This is a genomic window from Pseudomonas protegens CHA0 (genome assembly GCF_000397205.1).
GTDB classification, from domain to species: Bacteria; Pseudomonadota; Gammaproteobacteria; order Pseudomonadales; family Pseudomonadaceae; genus Aquipseudomonas; species Aquipseudomonas protegens.
Map to the genome: position 1 here is coordinate 4,056,113 of NC_021237.1, position 18,952 is coordinate 4,075,064.

At 64.3% G+C, this 18,952-nt stretch carries 16 protein-coding genes; 5 read left to right on the forward strand and 11 right to left on the reverse strand.

Annotated elements, in window-relative coordinates:
• Positions 1–168: 168 nt before the first annotated feature.
• Both PFLCHA0_RS18040 and PFLCHA0_RS18045 read left to right on the forward strand, forming a co-directional pair.
• Positions 169–2,709: a PAS domain-containing hybrid sensor histidine kinase/response regulator gene (locus PFLCHA0_RS18040; protein ID WP_011061855.1), complete on the forward strand. Its 2,541-nt coding sequence runs from the start codon at positions 169–171 to the stop codon at positions 2,707–2,709.
• Between the two features lie 51 nt (positions 2,710–2,760).
• Positions 2,761–3,036 carry a peptidylprolyl isomerase gene (locus tag PFLCHA0_RS18045; RefSeq protein ID WP_011061856.1) on the forward strand — a complete coding sequence of 92 codons (276 nt, stop codon included), beginning with the start codon at positions 2,761–2,763 and terminating at the stop codon, positions 3,034–3,036.
• A gap of 157 nt (positions 3,037–3,193) precedes the next feature.
• Here the strand turns inward: PFLCHA0_RS18045 and PFLCHA0_RS18050 are convergent, their stop codons facing one another.
• The 6 genes from PFLCHA0_RS18050 to PFLCHA0_RS18075 all read right to left on the reverse strand — a co-directional run bounded on the left by PFLCHA0_RS18050 (position 3,194) and on the right by PFLCHA0_RS18075 (position 10,102).
• On the reverse strand, positions 3,194–4,102 hold the full coding sequence (locus tag PFLCHA0_RS18050) for a sugar kinase (protein ID WP_015636022.1): 909 nt from the start codon (positions 4,100–4,102) through the stop codon (positions 3,194–3,196).
• Between the two features lie 249 nt (positions 4,103–4,351).
• Positions 4,352–5,569 carry an amino acid deaminase gene (locus PFLCHA0_RS18055; protein ID WP_015636023.1) on the reverse strand — a complete coding sequence of 406 codons (1,218 nt, stop codon included), beginning with the start codon at positions 5,567–5,569 and terminating at the stop codon, positions 4,352–4,354.
• Positions 5,570–5,616: 47 nt separating this feature from the next.
• A complete protein-coding gene (locus tag PFLCHA0_RS18060; protein ID WP_015636024.1) occupies positions 5,617–6,381 on the reverse strand; it encodes an IclR family transcriptional regulator in 765 nt (254 codons plus the stop codon).
• Positions 6,382–6,500: 119 nt separating this feature from the next.
• Positions 6,501–6,890, reverse strand: coding sequence for a RidA family protein (locus PFLCHA0_RS18065; RefSeq protein WP_011061860.1), 390 nt, complete (start codon positions 6,888–6,890; stop codon positions 6,501–6,503).
• A gap of 254 nt (positions 6,891–7,144) precedes the next feature.
• On the reverse strand, positions 7,145–8,578 hold the full coding sequence (locus tag PFLCHA0_RS18070; protein ID WP_015636025.1) for an RtcB family protein: 1,434 nt from the start codon (positions 8,576–8,578) through the stop codon (positions 7,145–7,147).
• A gap of 507 nt (positions 8,579–9,085) precedes the next feature.
• The gene (locus tag PFLCHA0_RS18075) at positions 9,086–10,102 is read right to left on the reverse strand and encodes a fimbrial protein (RefSeq protein WP_041752329.1); all 1,017 of its coding nucleotides are present in this window, start codon (positions 10,100–10,102) and stop codon (positions 9,086–9,088) included.
• Positions 10,103–10,407: 305 nt separating this feature from the next.
• Here PFLCHA0_RS18075 and PFLCHA0_RS18080 point away from each other — a divergent pair, with 305 nt between their 5' ends.
• Complete coding sequence (locus PFLCHA0_RS18080) at positions 10,408–10,980, forward strand: type 1 glutamine amidotransferase family protein (protein ID WP_015636027.1); 573 nt, start codon at positions 10,408–10,410, stop codon at positions 10,978–10,980.
• Between the two features lie 115 nt (positions 10,981–11,095).
• Here PFLCHA0_RS18080 and PFLCHA0_RS18085 read toward each other — a convergent pair whose 3' ends face one another.
• The 5 genes from PFLCHA0_RS18085 to PFLCHA0_RS18105 form a co-directional block, all read right to left on the reverse strand.
• The gene (locus tag PFLCHA0_RS18085) at positions 11,096–11,563 is read right to left on the reverse strand and encodes a DUF6368 family protein (protein WP_015636028.1); all 468 of its coding nucleotides are present in this window, start codon (positions 11,561–11,563) and stop codon (positions 11,096–11,098) included.
• Between the two features lie 151 nt (positions 11,564–11,714).
• Positions 11,715–12,110, reverse strand: a complete 396-nt coding sequence (locus PFLCHA0_RS18090; RefSeq protein WP_015636029.1) for a hypothetical protein — start codon at positions 12,108–12,110, stop codon at positions 11,715–11,717.
• 132 nt (positions 12,111–12,242) lie between these two features.
• Positions 12,243–13,505 carry an NAD(P)/FAD-dependent oxidoreductase gene (locus tag PFLCHA0_RS18095; RefSeq protein ID WP_015636030.1) on the reverse strand — a complete coding sequence of 421 codons (1,263 nt, stop codon included), beginning with the start codon at positions 13,503–13,505 and terminating at the stop codon, positions 12,243–12,245.
• A gap of 10 nt (positions 13,506–13,515) precedes the next feature.
• A complete protein-coding gene (locus PFLCHA0_RS18100; protein ID WP_015636031.1) occupies positions 13,516–14,604 on the reverse strand; it encodes a polyamine ABC transporter substrate-binding protein in 1,089 nt (362 codons plus the stop codon).
• A gap of 51 nt (positions 14,605–14,655) precedes the next feature.
• Complete coding sequence (locus PFLCHA0_RS18105; RefSeq protein WP_015636032.1) at positions 14,656–15,957, reverse strand: NAD(P)/FAD-dependent oxidoreductase; 1,302 nt, start codon at positions 15,955–15,957, stop codon at positions 14,656–14,658.
• Between the two features lie 136 nt (positions 15,958–16,093).
• On the opposite strand from PFLCHA0_RS18105, the gene PFLCHA0_RS18110 reads away from it, so the two are divergent.
• Positions 16,094–17,068, forward strand: coding sequence for a LysR substrate-binding domain-containing protein (locus PFLCHA0_RS18110; RefSeq protein WP_015636033.1), 975 nt, complete (start codon positions 16,094–16,096; stop codon positions 17,066–17,068).
• 573 nt (positions 17,069–17,641) lie between these two features.
• Positions 17,642–18,793 (forward strand): non-hydrolyzing UDP-N-acetylglucosamine 2-epimerase, encoded by a 1,152-nt coding sequence (gene wecB, locus PFLCHA0_RS18115; protein WP_015636034.1) that lies wholly within the window; start codon positions 17,642–17,644, stop codon positions 18,791–18,793.
• Positions 18,794–18,952: the final 159 nt, after the last annotated feature.

Genomic DNA, 18,952 nt, shown 5'->3' on the forward strand with positions numbered 1-18,952 from the left:
TCAGCCCCTCTAGACTGGTCATCCGCCGCAAAAGCGGGTGAAAATGTGCGCGCCGAAAACGCCTACAATCCATCCGTTTGAATATGCACCGCATGTCCATGCGACTTTTCGAGTGCGCGAGCCTGTGGCGTCGCCGCGTAATACCGCACCACCCAGGACACCTTCGACATGAATGGCCCCCACTCCGGCAGCGAAGCCGCCAACCTGATTGCCCGCCTGGACTGGTCGGCCACTCCCCTCGGAGAATCCGGCCACTGGCCCCAGAGCCTGCGCACCGCCGTGGACATCGTGATCCATTCGCCGATGCCGATGCTGCTGCTGTGGGGCGCCGAGCTGACGCAGATCTACAACGACGGCTTCGCCCTGCTGGCGGGCAACAAGCACCCCAGTGCCTTCGGCCACCCGGCGCACCTGACCTGGCCGGAACTGATGGACTTCACCGACCCGATCTACCGCGCCGTGCTCAACGGCCAGGTGCGCACCTTCAGCGAACAGCGCTTCAGCCTGCAACGCACCAACGGCAGCGAATACGACCTGTGGCTGGACCTGACCTACAGCCCGATCCGCAACGAACGCGGCGACGTCGCCGGAATCCTGGTCACCGCCATCGAGACCAACGAGCGCCGGCGCATCGCCCTGGAACTGCAGCAGCGCTCCGACGATAGCCTGCGCGCCCAGCACGAGACCGAAGAGCGCCTGCAACTGGCCCTGGCGGCCACCGACGCGGTGGGCACCTGGGATTGGGACATCGGCGAAGACCGCTTCATCGCCGACGCGCATTTCGCCCAGTTGCACAGCGTCGATCCGCAGCAGTCCCGGCAACTGCCCATCAGCGAATACCTCAAGGGCGTGCACCCGGAGGACCGCGGCATGGTGGCCCGGGGCATCAAGCACTGCATCACCCACGGCACCGAGTACGCCGAGGAGTACCGCCTGCAACTGGCCGACGGCCAGCTGCGCTGGGTGTTCGCCCGAGGCCGCTGCTACAAGGACCACCATGGCCGGCCGACGCGTTTTCTCGGCGCGGCCCTGGACCTCACCGAACGCAAGCAGATGGAACAGGCGCTGCGCCAGAGCCAGACCGAGCTGCAACTGATCATCAATGCCATGCCCGTGCTGATCGGCTATGTCGACCACGAGGAACGCTTTCGCCTGAACAACAGCGCCTACCTGGACTGGTACGGCCTGACCCCGCAGGAACTGTACGGCAAGAGCATCCGCGAAGTGGTCGGCGACGAGATCTACGCCACTCGCGCCGAGAACATCAAGGCCGCACTGGCCGGCAAGCCGTGCAGCTTCGAGGCCAACTCGCCGCACCGCGACGGCCGGCCGCGCCATGCCCTGATGAAGTACCTGCCGCGTTACGGCGCCGACGGCGCGATCAATGGTTTCTACATCTTTGTCATCGACGAAACCGAGCGCCGGCAGACCGAAGAAGCCCTGCGCAATCTCAACGAAACCCTGGAGGAACGGGTCAACCAGCGGACCGAGGCCCTGGCCACTGCCAACCAGCGCCTGCAGAACGAAATGTTCGAGCGCGAACGCGCCGAAGACGCCCTGCGCCATGCGCAGAAGATGGAAGCCGTGGGCCAGCTCACCGGCGGCATCGCCCACGACTTCAACAACATGCTCACCGGCATCATCGGCAGCCTGGACCTGATGCAGCGCTATATCGACAACGGCCGCGGCGCCGAGATCGGCCGCTTCACCGAAGCGGCCATGTCCTCGGCCAAACGCGCGGCGTCCCTGACCCACCGCCTGCTGGCGTTCTCCCGGCGCCAGTCCCTGGACCGCCAGCCCCTAGACCCCAACCAGCTGGTGCGCTCGCTGCAAGAGCTGTTCAACCACACCAAGGGCGAGCACATCGAGCTGCAGATGCAATTGGCGGACGGCGTGTGGCCGGTGAACACCGACGCCAGCCAGCTGGAAAATGCCCTGCTCAACCTGGTGATCAACGCCCGCGACGCCATGCCCGACGGCGGCAGGCTGCTGATCGAAACCGCCAACAGCTACCTCGACGGCAGCGACATCAGCACCCTGGAACCGGTCAAGGCCGGAGACTACGTGATGCTCGGCGTCAGCGACAACGGCGCCGGCATGAGCCCGCGGATCCTGGCCAAGGCCTTCGACCCGTTCTTCACCACCAAGCCCATCGGCCAGGGCACGGGCCTGGGACTGTCGATGATCTACGGCTTCGCCCAGCAGTCCGGCGGCCACGTGACCATCAGCAGCGAACCGGACCAGGGCACCTGCGTGCGCCTGTACCTGCCAAGGCTGTTCGCCGCACCACTGGACAGCGCCGAACCCGCCACCCTCAACCAGGCGCCCCAGGCCATCGCCGGGGAAACCGTGGTGGTGGTGGAAGACGACCCGGCAGTGCGCATGCTGGTGCTCAATGTCCTCGCCGAACTGGGCTACCGCGCCTTCGAGGCCGAAGATGCGCGCAGCGCCCTGCCCTTGCTGGAATCGCCGATGCGCGTCGACCTGCTGGTGACCGATGTCGGCCTGCCGGGCATGAATGGCCGGCAACTGGCGGAGATCGCCCGCCAGCAGCGGCCCGGGCTCAAGGTGCTGTTCATGACCGGCTACGCGGAAAAGGCGGCCGAGCGCCAGGGCTTCCTGGAGCCGGGCATGGACCTGATGGCCAAGCCGTTTTCCATTGAGGAAATGGCCCAGAAGATTCGTCAGATGATCGGCCGCGCGTCCTGAATTCAGGCATAATCCGCGGCCGCCGATTTCCCGCTACAAGGTCACCCGCCCATGAAAGCCCAAGCCCGCCACATCCTGGTGAAAACCGCCGAAGAGGCTGAACAGCTCAAGCAGCGCATCGCCAAGGGTGAAGCCTTCGACGTACTGGCGAAGAAATACTCCACCTGCCCATCCGGCAAGCGCGGCGGCGACCTGGGGGAAGTGCGCCCGGGGCAGATGGTCGGTGCCATCGACCAGGTCATTTTCAAGAAGCCCCTGCGCACCGTGCATGGCCCGATCAAGAGCAAGTTCGGCTATCACCTGGTGCAGGTCTTCTTCCGCGACTGACCCCGGGCCCTGCAGGAGCTGGCTTGCCAGCGAAGGCGCCCGCAAGGTCAACGCACGGTTCAATGGCCTCTTCGCCGGCAAGCCGGCTCCTACAACCTCCACCTGCCCTGTAGGAGCTGGCTTGCCAGCGAAGGCGCACGCAAGGTCAACGCCCGGTTCAATGGCGGGGTATCAGGGCGCCGGGATGCTGGATGACCTGGCTCGCCAGCCGGTGCCCGGCCTCTGCCGCTTGCACCGGGCTGCCGCCCAGCAGGCGCCGGGCCAGATAGGCTGCGCTGAACGAATCCCCGGCCGCCGTGGTGTCCACTACCTGCTCCACCCGCTGGGCCGGCACCTCGAAAGCACCACCCGCCACGCGAATCAGGCAGGGCTCGGCGCCCCGCTTGAGCACCACTTCCGGAGTGCCCTGATACGCCGCGAACACCGCTTCGGCATCCGCATAGGCAAACAGCGCTTGCTCATCCTCCAGGGTCAGCAATGCCAGATCCACCTGGGGCAATACTTCGCGGTACGCCGCCCGGGCCTGTTCGACCGACGCCCACAGGCGCGGCCGGTAGTTGTTGTCGAAGACTATCAGCGCCTGGCGCTGGCGCGCCTCGGCCAGGGTCTGCAACAACTTCCCGCGCCCCACCTCCCCCAGCACCGCCAGGGTGATGCCGCTGAAATACAGCACATCGTAATGCTTCAGCGCTTCGAGGATCGGCCCGGCCGCCACCGTGGTGAAGCAGTCGCGCACTGCCGCCTCGTTGCGCCAGTAGAGAAAGCGCCGCTCGCCCCGGTCGTCAGTCTGGATGCAATACAGCCCAGGCAGGCGCCCCGGCAAGCGCTGCACCCGCTCCAGGCCGATGCCTTCCGCCGCCCACCCCTGGCACATGGCATCGCTGAAGCTGTCATCGCCCAGGGCGGTGACGTAATCCACCCGCCCGGCCTCGCCCAATTCCCGCGCGAGGTACACCGCGGCGTTCAGGGTGTCGCCGCCAAAGCTCTGTTGCAGGCTGCCGTCATGATGCTGCTGCAACTCGATCATGCATTCGCCGATGGCCGCGATGCGTTTCTTCCTGTCCATGTTCCTGACCTCCCCTCAAAGCACATTCCACCGGGTAGGAGCTGGCTTGCCAGCGAAGGCGCCCGCACGGCCTGCGCACCATCCAGAGGCCTCTTCGCCGGCAAGCCGGCTCCTACAGACCCAACATCTCCCCAGCCCCGTAGGAGCTGGCTTGCCAGCGAAGGCGCCCGCAAGGCCTGCACCTCATCCAAAGGCCTCTTCGCCGGCGAGCCGGCTCCTGCAGACCCTGCATATCCCCGGCTCCGGCGATCAGAAACAGGTTTCCAGGTTCTCGATCACCTGCAGGCGCTCATCCACCAGCAACCCGGTGCGCCATTTGTCGAAGGTCAGGCAGGGGTGCGAAGTACCGAAGGAAATGATGTCGCCAATGCGCAGCTCCACTCCCGGCGCCACCGTGAGAAACGCATGCTGGTCCATCACCGCAGTGACCTTGCACGCCCCCACGTCATCCCCGGCACTGGCCTGGGCCCCGGCGCGATAACGCCGCAGCGGCACCGGCAAGCCGGCGTCATAGGCCACATCGCGCTTGCCCAGGGCCACCACGGCAAAGCCCGGCTCCGGCAGCGACTGCACATGGGCCCAGACCTCCATGGCCGGGCGCAGGCCCTCCTCCAGGTCGGCGCGGCGATCCAGCACGCAGCACTGCGCCTCTTTATAGATGCCATGGTCATGAGCCACGTAACTGCCCGGACGCAGCACACTGAGGAAGCGGCCCTTGGCGTTGTGGGTCTCGAAGGATTCGGCAATCAGGTCATACCAGGCTGACCCCGAGGCGGTGATAATCGGCCGCTCGATGGCGAACAGCCCGTCGTTGTGCAGGTCCACCGCCAGGCGCACCAGGGAGTCGGCGAACTGGCGGATGCCGCTGATGGCCTGATCGCCATGGATCACCCCTTCATAACCTTCGATACCGCACAGCGCCAGGGCCGGCTGCGCCTGGATCGCCTTGGCCAGGGCCAGCACCTCCTGCTCGGTGCGGCAACCGCAACGCCCACCGACCACGCCGTACTCGATCATCACCTTGAGCGTGACCCCACGCTGGGCGAAAAACGCCCCCAGGTCGGCGACGCTGTCCGGGTGATCGACCATGCAATAGAAATCGAAATCCGGATCCGCCAGCAGCTCGGCGATCAGCGCCATGTTCGGCGCCCCCACCAGCTGGTTGGCCATCAACACCCGGCGCACGCCATGGGCATAGGCAGCGCGAGTCTGTACCGCAGTGGCCAGGGTGATGCCCCAGGCGCCGGCGTCCAACTGCCGCTGAAACAGCGCGGGCATCATGCTGGTCTTGCCGTGGGGCGCCAGCTCGGCGCCGCTGTCACTGACGAACTTCTGCATCCAGCGGATGTTGTGTTCCAGGGCCTCGCGATGCAGCACCAGGGCCGGCAGGCTGACGTCTTGCAACAGGCTCGCGCCCTGGGCAGCGGCGCCCTTTTCCACCAGTGGCAGGTTCAATACAGAAGACATCTTGGCACTCCTTATCAAGGCAGCTGCGCACAGCCGCGAAACAGTCATCAATCGTTGATACGCCGGGCCAGACGGTTGGCGCTGTCGATCAGCACCCGGCGATATTGCTGGTAATTGCGCTGGGCATCGGCCCTGGGCGCGACGATGCAGAGCGTGCAGATGCACACCCCGTGCTCATCGCGCACCGGTGCGGCAAAACAATGGGTAAAGGTGTCGGCCACGCTGTCGAAGGAAAAGAACCCATCCTCGGTGGCCTGGCGGATTTGCTTGAGAAACGTCTCCAAGGGCAGACGCTCACCGTCGGGCAGAACGAAGTCCCGTTCATCGATCAGGTCGACAATCTGCCCATCGCTCAAATGCCCCAATAGCAACCGCCCGGAAGCGGTCCAGGGAATCGGCGCGTTCTCGCCGATGTTCGAGGAAATGCGGAAGTGCCGCTCGCCCTCCTTCATCAGCGCCACCGTGTATTTGCGCCCGTTGAGCAGGCACATCTGCGCGGTTTCCTGGGTCTGGCGGACGATTTCCTGCAAGGCCTGATCGGCCTCGCGGCTCAGGTCGAAATGACGCAAATGGGCCTGGCCGAGAAAGTACAACTGGCGGCCCAGGTACACATGCCCCTCCTGGCCCACCGGTTCCAGTACCCGCCGCTCCAGCAGGGAAGCCACCAACTCATAGACCGTGGACTTGGGGCCGCCAATGCCCTTGGCGATATCGTTGGGCCGCAACGGCTGACCGATCTCCTTGAGGAAATCGAGAATATCGAACGCCCGATCCAGGCCCTTGGCCCGGCGCTTGATGCTGTCTTCGCTCATCTACCTGCGCTCCCTCTATCGACCCGTAGGAGCCGGCTTGCCGGCGAAGAGGCCCTCAAGCCTTGTGCCGCCCTCACGGGCACCTTCGCTGGCAAGCCAGCTCCTACAGGCCGTGGCCATCAGGCCTTCTTCTTGTACGCCACACAATCGATCTCGACCTTGCAGTCGACCATCATGCTGGCCTGCACACAGGCCCGGGCCGGCGCGTGTTCGGGCTTGAAGTACTCACCGAACACCTTGTTGAAACTCCAGAAATCCCGCGGGTCTTCCAGCCACACGCCAACCCGCACCACATCCTCCAGGCCATACCCGGCCTCTTCGAGAATGGCCACCAGATTGCGCAGCGTCTGATGCGTCTGCTCGACGATCCCACCGTGAATGATCTCGCCATCCAGCGCCGGCACCTGGCCGGACACATGCAGCCAGCCATCGGCCTCGACCGCGCGAGCGAAAGGACGCGGCTGGCCACCGCCTGCGGTGCTACCGGTGCCGTAACGGGTGATGCTCATGAGAGGTTCTCCTGGTTGAAGGCTGAGCAGACAAGACCACCCTCGGAAAAACAAAGGCGGCCTGGGTCACACAGCAATAATTCCGCTACAACGGAATTAAATATCAAATAACGGAATAAATTCCGCAGGAGTGTGCCATGGGGAGCACGGAACATGACAGGGGGGTCAGAACGATCGGGCCGGGAGCGACCATGGATCGGCCGCACAGTTGCACGGCAAACCCGAAAACCATCCCCACCCCAGCTCCCTCGTGCTTACGCCTTGAAGGTCAGAATCGGCGAAAACCGCGCCATCACCGATACCGTCCCTTCTTCCACCTGGGAACGAATCACCTGGCCGATTTCCTTGTAGGCCCCCGGTGCTTCTTCGATCATCCGTTCTTCCTTGGTGGTGATGCACTCCACGCCCTGCAGGCCGAGGAAGGCCTTGTCCTTCTTGGCCTTGAACACCACCTCGCTGCGCGACATGGAGCGTCCGGCGCCGTGGCTGGCCGAGCGCAGCCAGCGTTCGTTGCCCAGCCCGGTGAGCAGGTAGGAGTCATGCCCCATGCTCCCCGGAATCAGCAGCGGCTGCCCGGCATAGGCCGGTGTGGCGCCTTTGCGGTGGACGTTGCCGCCTTCCTCGCGCAGTACGATGTTGTGCGGTACATCGACAATCAGCGGCGCTTCGATGCCCGCGCCGAACACCTGCCGAGTGCGCTGGCGCACCATTTCGGCGATCAGTGCGCGGTTGGCGTCGGCGTAGTGCGCGGCGCTGTGCATGGCCAGCAGGTACTCATCGGCCATCTCGCCAAACAAGGCGAAGATCTTCGAATCGGGATGCTTGATCCCGGCCGGCCACAGGGCCTTGGCCTTGTCCATCCAGCGTCGGCCTACATAGAAGCCCACGTCGCGAGAGCCGGTGTGGATCATCATCACCACCTGCCCCACGGACAGGCCCTGGGCGAAACAGGCCTGGCGATCCACCAGTTCAGTGACCACCTGGATCTCGACAAAGTGATTACCACCTCCCAGGGAACCCAGGCCCGGGTCGCGAAGGATCTTGCGCGAAAGGTCTTGCAGGGCCTCCGGTGCATAGTCGGCGCTGCCGCGGGCAAAGGACGACTCATGCAGGCCCGAAAGCTCACGCTGCAACTGGGCGAAATCCGCCCCGGCAAACAGCCCGATCGGGTCCTGTTGCTGTACCTGAGCCCAGAAATCCCCCAGCCCCGAAGCAAACAGTGCGCTCATGGCCGTGGGGCTGGTGGGAATATTGCGCGTGCCTTCCAGCAGATCGCCACGCACCAGGGCGGTCCACTTGGCCTTTTGCGCCATGAACTGCTCGTAGTTCAGCCCCAGCTTGTGCAGGCGCATGCCGCAATTGATGTCGGTGCCGATGGCTTGCGGCACCACCATGTCGTGGCTGGTGACGATCACGCTACCCACCGGAATCGGGCTGCCGGTATGGAAATCCGGCGTGGCGCAGGCGCACTTCACTTCGCCGCCATGGGGGTGGGCGACCTTGGCGAAATCCATCAGTTGCAGGATGGCTTTCTCTTCGATGGCAAAACTGTCGGGCAGCAGCAGATCCACCTTGAGGCCGGCGTCATTGGTGGACGAGATAGAGAGGGAATTGGAATTCAGGCGTTCGATGGCCACCCCGGAACGGGCGAGCTTGTGCTGAATTCTTTTCAGAGGAGTCTTGGTCATTTTTCAACTGCTTTTCTTGGACGCAACAAAACAACCACCCTTTTGGTGGCTGGAATTGTCTAGTCAGCAGCGAAACTTAGACGGCGCGAATAATGGGGGAATGACGCTGTGGATGTAAATAGCCGGGGAGAAATTATTTAAGGAGGCGCCTGGCGAGACGCCTTCGCCAGCAAGCGGGCTCCTACAGAGCTGCGTGGGGTCAGAAGTCGAAGCGCACGCCCTTGATCTGCACCTTCTGCGCCTGGCAGTTGGCGGCAGGTGGGCCAGGGTCTGCTGCCAGAGGAAGCGGCCCTGGGCATAGCTCTGGGTCTTGAGCCGTAGTAACTGCTGTTGCTCGGGGGGCAGACTTGGGGCGGGGAAAATCAGAGTGGCAGCCGGCCAGGGCCAAACTGCTTCTACCTGAACGAACCAGCAGGCGTTCGCTACAGGCCGGCGCGGATTATCCTTGCCCGCTACATGAGATGAAAAGGCCCCAGCGCATGCCGAGACCCTGAACGGCGAAACCGTTCAACGATAACTCATCGTCAAGGTCGCCATCCCACTGACCGTTCCTGGGGTGACTCGCGAAGCGGTCTGGACATAACGTGCGGTCAGTGGAATGTCGTAGCTCGAGACCCCAGCGGAGATATTCCCCGCCCACCATCGATTGACAGAGCCCGAACCGTAGCCGAGAACAGTCGCTCCCTTGAGGATCTGCACCCCCACTCCCGAGGCAGTCGACCCGGCGCTCAGCGACAAGGTGCTGCCCTGGTTAGCCCAGTTGTTCACATCTATGAACGAGACATAAGCCCCGATCGAAGCCCCCGCATCCCCTCCCGAACATGACAGGTTTATTTTGAAGGGCACCGCTTTGGAGGTACTCCCCACTCCGGAAAAGGTCATGTTCGATGTTCGCCCCAGGGGCACTGAAATCTGCGAGCTGGACACATTGCATGTCGGTACTCTGAGCTGCACCGTCACTGCGCTTTTGCCGCTGGTGTAGACCGTCCAGCCTTTGGAGTTGCAGATACCAACGCAGTTGAACGCAACGTTCACCGACCCGTTACCAGCCAAGGTCCCACTCTGGATGTCGCCGATCTTTATGATTTCCAGCCACATGGATTGCTTGTAGGCATCACCCTTGACCCATCTGAGTTTTACGAGTGACTTTCCACTCCCCACCAGATACTGGCTGGACCCGGACTGATTTTCACGCCATCTCCATTTGGCGTTCCACCTGAATCCGACTCCAGCCACATTGCTCAAATAGACATTGTGGTAACCGGGGGCCAGCGTAGCGCCTTGAAGCTTGTAGACCATGGGCTCGGAACTGAATATTTGCGGCCATGGATCCCTCATCGTCGAGTCCACTTCTGCGGTGGTCGCAATGACGTCGCCATTCATGGTTCCTGCACTGACATAAATGCTGGCAGGCAACTGAATGATCGATGACTCGGGAGAGAACTCCCCGCCGGCATACGCCGGGCCCCCACCCCATAGCGACAACAACAGGACAAGAGCCGAGAGCAGAAGGTTGCGCTTCATGAAAGTACGGTGCCTGTTCAAATGTCCACGACGTTTGGCGCTCTTTCCACTGAGGACGAGGCGACCCAAACTTCGACTTTAAGCCCCCCCCATCACGGCACCTATCAGCCCGAACACAGAACGTTGTCGATAAATCCTCAGGAGCCAAGGACTTATCCTACAAAGCGCTGTTGCATGAGTCAGCAACACGCCAACGACATCAGCCCTCCCCCTTGCCCAGCAACGAAATGTTCCATTGAGTCGCTGAAATCGGGCTATTCTGCGCGCCCTCCAATACTCATTCGCCTCAGCAAGGACAGCTGCCCATGACCCGCGCCATTACCCTTGTCTGCGACAATTTCGCCGACTGGGAAACCGCCCTGATCAACGCCACCGGCCGTGGCTACTATGGCTTCGACTGCCGTTACGCTTCCCCCAAGGGTGCCATCGTGACCTCCATGGGCGGCCTGCGGGTGACCCCGGACCTGGCGTTGGAGGATATTCGTCTGGATGAGGTGGACCTCTTGATGGTCTGCGGCGGGACGGTCTGGCAAAGCCCCCAGGCGCCGGATATCCGCGAACTGCTACGCGCGGCCAAGGAGCGCAAGCTGGTCCTCGCCGGCATCTGCGACGGCACCCGTGAACTGGCCCGGGCCGGGGTGCTGGACCACCTCAAGCACACCTCCAATTCGGCGGACAACCTGCTGGCAGTGGGTTATGCCGGCGCCGCGCACTACCAGGATGTGCCCCACGCGGTAGCGGACCAGCGCGTGGTCACCGCCCCGGGCAGCGCTCCAGTGAGTTTCATGGCACAGATTCTCGGCGCCCTGGGCATCAGCGACGACAACCTGACCTTCTACCTGGGCCTGCACGCCGCCGAGCACCGCCAGCAAGCCTGACCCTCCCCTGTAGGAGCCGGCTTGCCGGCGAAAGCGATCTCCCGGCCGCCTTGGCTGGCAAGCCAGCGCCTACGCAAGGTGATAGCTGGGCTGCAGTGCGGGCGTGTGCCGTGGATTATTTCACCAGCCGAAAATTCCGGTGGCCCAACCATGCCGAAAAGTCCGCAGCGCTGAAAATGCTCTCGCCCTCATGCTCGAGGATCGCCAGCCCCGCCAGAAATTCGCTGTCCCGGGTGTAGGCACGGATGCTGGCGCCGAAGGCCAGCACGCCATCCAGGTGACGGGCCAAGGTCAGCGCCGCCTGCCCTAGGCGCTGGTGATCCGCCTGGTCTTTATCCATGGCCGCCAGGCTCAGAATGTCTTCAGGGAGCCATCCCAGTTGCCCGGCCAGCCCGGCATATTCCGCCAGCTCCCCTGGATATTCGGCCCCCATCCCAAACAGCATGGGGCTACCGCCAATGAAGAACGAGCTCGTACCGGCCCAGGGTTGATCCGCAATTGCGGCCAGACAGGCCCGCACCCGGTTTTCGAGCAAGCCATCGATCTGGCGCGGTAAAAGCACCCTGACAGTCGGCCCGGCCATTGAGTCACCTCCTCCAGCGCACCGCATCCGCATCAGGGATAACAGGCGAGCCCTTGTTCGCTGCATCAGCAGGCATCAATGCTCAAGCCCGCTGCCGGTCAGTGCATTCACCGGACCGGGAGCATAAAAGCCCGTGGTGCAATAGCCAAGCTCAGCGCCTGGAACCATTGACCCCCAACACCTCTTCCAATCGCTTCGCCTCGCCCTCCGTCAACAAGGGCGCAGGCGGTTGAACAAGGCGCTGGCTGGACAGGGCGGGCACCGGGGCCGTTGGTTGGGCCGCCTTCGCAGTACGGCTGCGGCTCGCGCTGCTTTGCGGGTACAGCGCTTCATCCAGGCATTTGTCGCGCATGCCCTGGCTGGACAGGCCGTGGCAACCGGTGCCGTTGGACAGGGCGCGGGCGCCGCAGGTGGCCTTGCTGTCGGGGTCCTTGAGGTCGATGCAGCCCAGGGAACCAAAACCATGGCCCAGTACCGAGGCGGGGTCTTCGGCGCAAGCTGCGCCGGCACACAGGAACAGGGAAGTCAGCACAAGTGCATTTCGCATAGGGGCGCGTCCATGGCTAGCGTAGGTCCCCCGACGCCTTTCCGGCCGCCGGGCAGGTCTGTCGAGGGAAAAAGCCGTTGTAGCAGATGAACATGACCGTTTCCCTTCCCCATAACCACCGCGGCTGCGTGACTAGCGGAAACGCCCCGCCAGGAAGGGTTGCAGGTTCACGCTCGGGGTCAGCCCGCTGGCCTGTTCCGCCACCAGTTGCCCACTGATGGCGGCCAGGGTCAGGCCAACGTGACCGTGGCCGAAGTTGTAGTGCACCTGGGGCAGCAGCCGCGACTGGCCGAGCACCGGTTTGCTGTCCGGCAGCGAGGGACGAAAGCCCATCCACCGGGAAACCGGTTCGTGGTGCAGGGTCAGGAAGCGTCGCGCCGCCCGGGCCAGGTAGTGATAGCGGCGCGGGTCCGGCGCGGCGTCGAGGCCGCCGAACTCCACCGTGCCCGCCACCCGCAGCCCTTGGGCCATGGGCGTCAGGTAGAAACCGCCGGCGCCCCAGCACACCGGGCGGCTGAGCAAGCCGCCAGCCTGATCGAACAGCACGTGATAACCGCGCTCGGTGTCCAGGGGAATCTCGTCCCCCAGGCTCTGCGCCAGGCGGCGGGACCAGGCGCCGCTGCACAACACCAGGCGTTCGGCGGGCAGTTGCTCGCCACTGCCGAGGCGGGCAAGCACCCGCTCGCCGTCCTGGGCGCTGCGCTCGACCCCCTGCAACTCATCGCGGCGAAACACTCCACCGCGCTCGATGAAGCACCGCAGCAAGCGCTGGCTCAATGCGAAGGGATCGAGGGTGCGGCTGACCTGGGGCAGTTCCAGCGCCAGGGCCGCACGGGCGTTGAGGGCCGGCTCCATGGCCCGTAGCTCCGGCCCTTGCACCAGGCGCATTGGCACCTCGAACCCCTGGTGATAGGCCAGCATGTCGATAGCGCTCTGCCGCTCGTGGGCCTCGAAGATGTACAGCGAGCCGTCATGGCGCACCAGGTCGTTGGCCCCGGCATCGTCGAACAACGCCTGCCAGGCGCCCATGCAGGGCTTGAGCAGGCTGTGCAGGTCATGGCTGATGGCCTTGACCCGCGGCTCGCTGGAGCTTTGCAAAAAGCGCCATAGCCAGGGGGCGATCCGTAGCAGGTAACCCGGGCGGATCGCCAGCGGGCTGTCGCGCCGCAACAGCATGCCCGGGGCCTGGCGCCAGATGCCGGGGGTTGCCACTGGCTCCACGGCATAGGTGGCGAAGGTACAGGCATTGCCGAAGGAAGTGCCGCTGCCCGGCGGCTGGCGGTCCAGCAGGGTCACCCGCCAGCCCAGGCGCTGCAGCCACAGGGCGCTGGCCAGGCCCACCACCCCGGCCCCCACCACCACGGCGTGGCCGCGTTGTTGCTGACTTGCAATCATGCCGTGCTCCTCATGTGCCGCTGACGACCCGGGTCCACAGGCGAGTGCTCAGGCGCATGCCGGCCGGGGTCATGGTCTTGATCGGGAACAGCGTATCGAGCACCGACTGCGGCGGGTAGGCCGCCGGGTTGCTGCGCAACTGCGGTTCGATGTAGGGCAAGGACGCCGCATTGCCGTTGGCGTACTGCACGAAGTTGCTGATGTTGGCGATCACCTTGGGGTCCAGCAGGTAGTTCAGGTAGGCGTAGGCGTTGTCCAGGTGCGGGGCGTTCCTGGGAATCACCACCATGTCCATGGCCACGGTGGAGCCTTCCCTGGGGATGCTGTAGCCGAGGTTCACGCCGTTTTTTGCCTGCTGCGCGGTGGCCATGGCTTGCAGCACGTCGCCGCTGAAACCCACGGCCACGCAGATGTTGCCGTTGGCCAGGTCGCTGACGTACTTGGCCTGGTGGAAGTAGAGGATCGAGGGGCGGATCGCCTGCAGCGCCGCTTCGGCCTTTTTCAGGTCCGCCGGCTGTTCGCTGTGGGGGTCCAGGCCCAGGGCATTGAGGGTGATGGGCACCATCTGTGTCGGGTTGTCGAGAAAGGCCACGCCGCACTGCTTGAGCTTCTGGATGTTCTCCGGCTTGAACAGCAGCTGCCAGGACTGGGTGACATCGGTGTCGCCGAAGATCGCCTTGATCTTGTCGACGTTGTAGCCGATGCCCACGGTCACCCACATATAGGGAATGCCGTACCTATTGCCCGGGTCGCTGGTTTCCAGCAGCTTCATCAGCTTGGGATCGAGGTTGTTCCAGTTGGGCAGCTTGCTGCGATCCAGGGGCTGGATCGCCCCGGCCTGGATCAGCCGCGGCAGAAAGTGGTTGGACGGGCTGGCCAGGTCATAGCCGCTGCCGCCGGTCATCAGCTTGGCCTCGGTGGTCTCGTTGCTGTCGATCACGTCGTAGGTAGTCTGAATTGCGGTGCGCTGGGTGAACTGGGCCAGGGTGTCCGGAGCGATATAGCCGCTCCAGTTGGCGATGCTCACGGTCTCGGCCGCCTGGACGCTTGCGGCGCACAAGGCCAGGGATAACAGTGCCGTAGTGGTGCGATTGATCATGTTGCCGCCCTCTGTGCTCTTATTATTGCGGCGTTTCATTCGCCGCGACGGTTAACGTTCGTGTCGCGCGCGCTGCACTTCCCAGCCCATGCGCAAGCTTGCTCCAATGTCGAAAAACGGTCGGGGTGGCAGGTAGCCGGGCCGGGCCTGGGACAGCACGTCCCGCAGCAGCGAGGAGTCGCAGCCGGCGGCCATTTCCACCAGCAGCCTGCCCCACAGGGTGCCCCGCGCCACCCCCGAGCCGTTGCAGCCGGCCACCGCGTGCAGGCCTTCGGCGACCCGGCTGAAGTACGGCTCGCCGGAACGGGTGCCGCTCAGGTGCCCGGTCCAGGTGTATTGCAGGTCGGTATCGGTAATGCCGGGAAAGCGCTTTTGCAGGCCCCGCAGGTGTTCCTGGCGGCGCACCGCCAACTGCGCCGGGCCGAGATCGCGCTGGCGATACTCGACGGTGTTGCGCATCAGCAGGCGGCGCCCGGGCAACAGGCGCACCGTGGCCGCCCCGGGCAAGGTGGAGAGCACGCCCCAGCCCTGCTCATCCAGCAGCCGCTGCCAGTGATCTTCCTGCAGGGGCCGGGTGATGCTGGCGCTCAGCTCCAGGGGGAAGGTGCGGCTGTGCCGGACTCCGAGCCGGGGCAGAAAGGCACCGACACAGGCCAGCACCTGGGGCGCCTGGATCTCGCCCTCCCCGGTCACCGCCCGCCAGCCCCGGCCCGGCAGAGGCTGCAGGTCCTGCACCGGGCTGTTCTCGAACACCTCCACCCGCTCCGGCAGGCGCTCCAGCAGGCCCTTGACGTATTTGGCCGGCTGCAGCAGCGCGTTGCCACCGGCGCAGTGGATGGCCCGCTGGTAGAAGCCGCTGCCCAGGCGCTGCTGCAAGGCCGCGCCTTCCAGGTACTGGGCCTGGGCGCCCGCAGCGTTCAGGGTAGCGACTCGGGCGCCGCTATCCTGCAAGTGCTGCCCCTGGTGCACGGCGAAGTGATAGCCGCCAGCGTCGAACTCGCACTCGATGCCCAACTCGTCAATGCGCCGGCGCACCTCTTCACCGGCAGCGATGCCGATGCCGCAGGCAAGCTGATAGGCCGAGTGGCCGGGCCGGCCCAGCAACTCATCGGCGCCGGGCAATTCATGGCTGACCACAAACCCCGAGTTGCGCGCCGAAGCCCCCTGGGCCGCCCGCTGGCGATCCAGCAGGACGATGCGTTGCTGGGGCAACATCCGCGCCAGGGCATGGGCCGCCGAGAGGCCGGTGATGCCACCGCCAATGATCAGCCAATCGGCTTTCTGTAGGCCCTTGAGGGTTGGCCGCTGGGAAGTCTGCCCTGCCAGGGCGATCCAGCCACATACATTGTTCAAAGCCTGTCACTCCTGCACAATCCATGCGCCCGGAGCATTCAACAGAACACTCAACCCGGCGCCACATGCCTACAATCTATGGATATGACGGCTTTATTTCGAACGTTATTAATTCATCCATCTATTCGGAAAACGCATGGATAACCCTCTTCGACTGCCCTCGTTGCAGGCCCTGCAGACCCTGGTCAGCGTGGCCCAGACCCACAGCTTCACCGAGTCCGCGGCGCGCCTGCACCTGACCCAGAGCGCGGTGAGCCGGCAGATCCAGCAACTGGAGGAGCACTATGGGGTCAGCCTGTTCGAGCGCAGCAGCCGAAGGGTCTCGCTGACCGAACAGGGGCGCGATGTCTGCACGGTGGCCACCCAAGTCCTGAGGTCCCTCGGCTCCCTGCAGGAACGCCTGGCCCCGGCGCCCCTGGACCGCCCGTTTCGCATCCGCATCTTTGTCTCCCTGGCGGTGCGCTGGTTGCTGCCGCGGCTCAGCGGTTTCTACGCCGCCAACCCCGGGCTGTGCCTGTCGATCGAGACCGTGGGCGGGGCCACGGTAGACCCCGGCGGCGATTGCGACGCCTATGTGCTGTACCTGCCGGAAGGCCTGGACGAGCGGCCGCTGACCCCGCTGTTCGACGAATACCTGGTACCGGTGTGTGCCCCAACGCTCAGTGACGGGCAATGGCCGCCGCGCTCCCTGGAGGAACTGGCCGGGCACGCGCTGATCCACGGCTCTACCAGCCGCCAGGAATGGACCGCCTGGCTGCAGGCCCAGGACGACCAGACGCCCCACAGCTACAAGCACCTGCTGTTCAACCTCGACGACCTGGCCCTGGACGCCGCAGCCCGGGGGCTGGGGGTGGCCATGACGGACCTGATCCTGGCCCAGGACTCGATTGCCCGGGGCAGCCTGCTGATCCCCTTTGGCCAGGCGCTCAAGACCGGCGGGGTCTATGCCCTGTGGCTACGCGACAGCGGCGCCGCGCATCCGGCCTGCGAAACCGTATTGAACTGGTTCCAGGCTCAGGCAGCCGAACGGGATCTGCCCGCGGCACAAGGCCTGGCTGGGACGATTGCAGCAGCGCTGGGCACGCCTGGACGGCAGTCGATCCCAGGCTGAATGACTGGACCAGGCCCTGCTGCTCATGGGCCTGGGCAAACAACATTGAAGGGCCGATGAACACTGCCCGGGAAAGCTCGAGCGCCGCCGGCGCTCAGCTGTAGAGCGTCACCATTGCCCAGGCAAAACACGCCAGCACCAGGGCCATCCCCACTACATATACCGCTAAAGCACGACCCACAGCATCACTCCACGAACCAGGCAGTCATCAACACACTCACTCTCGGGGTGAGTCATGGCGCGCATTCTAGCAGCGCGCGACGTCATTTTGACACGAAACTCTAAGCCTGATTAAAAGCCTCCCGACAAATGGTGCCGGCGTCAATTTAGTGGCTTAAATCAGCCTGATTCTTCTTAACGGGTAGCCGAACTGCGAAACATCATCTTGCATTGCGCCCAGTGTTTTCTTTCCGCCGAGAAACCTGCTGCCTCCGGGATCAATGCAAGCCCCCTTTTCCCGCTAAACCGCGAACCTGAGCGCTATCAGCGCCTGCACTCCTGGTTGGACAAGAGTGATCCTGACTGCTTTGATCTCAACGCCAGGTCCGGTTTTCACGATCCCAGGGAGGGTCCATGTCGTTCAAGGTCATGATGGTTTTCGGTACACGTCCTGAGGCGATCAAGATGGCACCACTGGCTCGGGTTCTAAGGCACTGGCCAGGTATCGAGCTGCACATCTGTTCCACCGGCCAGCACCGGGAAATGCTCAAGCAGGTGCTCGATTCCTTCGAGCTCGAAGTCGACTTGGACCTGCAAGTGATGACCCAGGGCCAGACCCTCAACGGCTTGTCGCAGCAACTGCTGATCCACCTGGACACCAGCTACGAGCGCCTGCAACCGGACATCGTGCTGGTCCATGGCGACACCACCACCAGTTTTATCGCCGCCCTCGCTGCCTTCAACCGGCGGTTGCCCATTGGCCACGTCGAGGCCGGCCTGCGCACTGGCAACCTCCAGGCACCCTGGCCCGAAGAAGCCAACCGGCGCCTGACCGGGGTCATCGCCGACCTGCACTTCACCCCGACCGCCAGGTCCGCAACCAACCTGCTGCGGGAAAACGTGCCCGCTGAAAACATCGAGGTCACCGGCAACACGGTGATCGACGCGCTACTGTGGATGCGCAACCGGCAGAAGCACACCCACTGGCGCCCCGCGGCCAACTCGCCCCTGGCGGTGCTCGACGACAGCCGGCGCATGGTGCTGATCACCGGCCACCGCCGGGAGAACTTCGGTGACGGTTTCCGCGATATCTGCAAAGCCCTGGCAACCCTGGCCGAGCGCTACCCGGACGTGCAGTTCGTGTACCCGGTACACCTCAACCCCCAGGTGCAGAACGCGGTGTACGGCCTGCTCTCGAACAAGCCGAACATCTACCTGGTAGCGCCCCAGGACTATCAGCATTTTGTCTGGCTGATGGGACGTTCGCACTTCATCCTCAGCGACTCCGGCGGCGTCCAGGAAGAGGCCCCGGCCATCGGCAAGCCCTTGCTGGTGCTGCGCGAGGTCACCGAGCGGCCGTCGGTGCTGGAAGGCGGCACCGTGCTGCTGGTGGGCACCGATCGCGAGCGCATCGTGCACCACGCCAGCGAACTGCTGGACGATGCACAGCTGCATGCCCGCATGAGCCGCGTGTACAGCCCCTACGGTGACGGCCGCGCCAGCGAACAAATCGCCCGCCGCCTGTGCACCTGGCTGGAGGCCCAAGCCCCCCGTACTCCGGCATGAGCCCGGGCAGCCTCCGCAGCCCGCAGTCGCAAAACGTCCAGTTGGCCATATGGCTCCACACTCTGTGCGAGAACTGGAAGCTACCGGTCACTGGCAGGTACCTGCCGATTGAACTGGACGACCTACACTTTCAAGCAGCGGATCGTCGCGCCCCCTCCA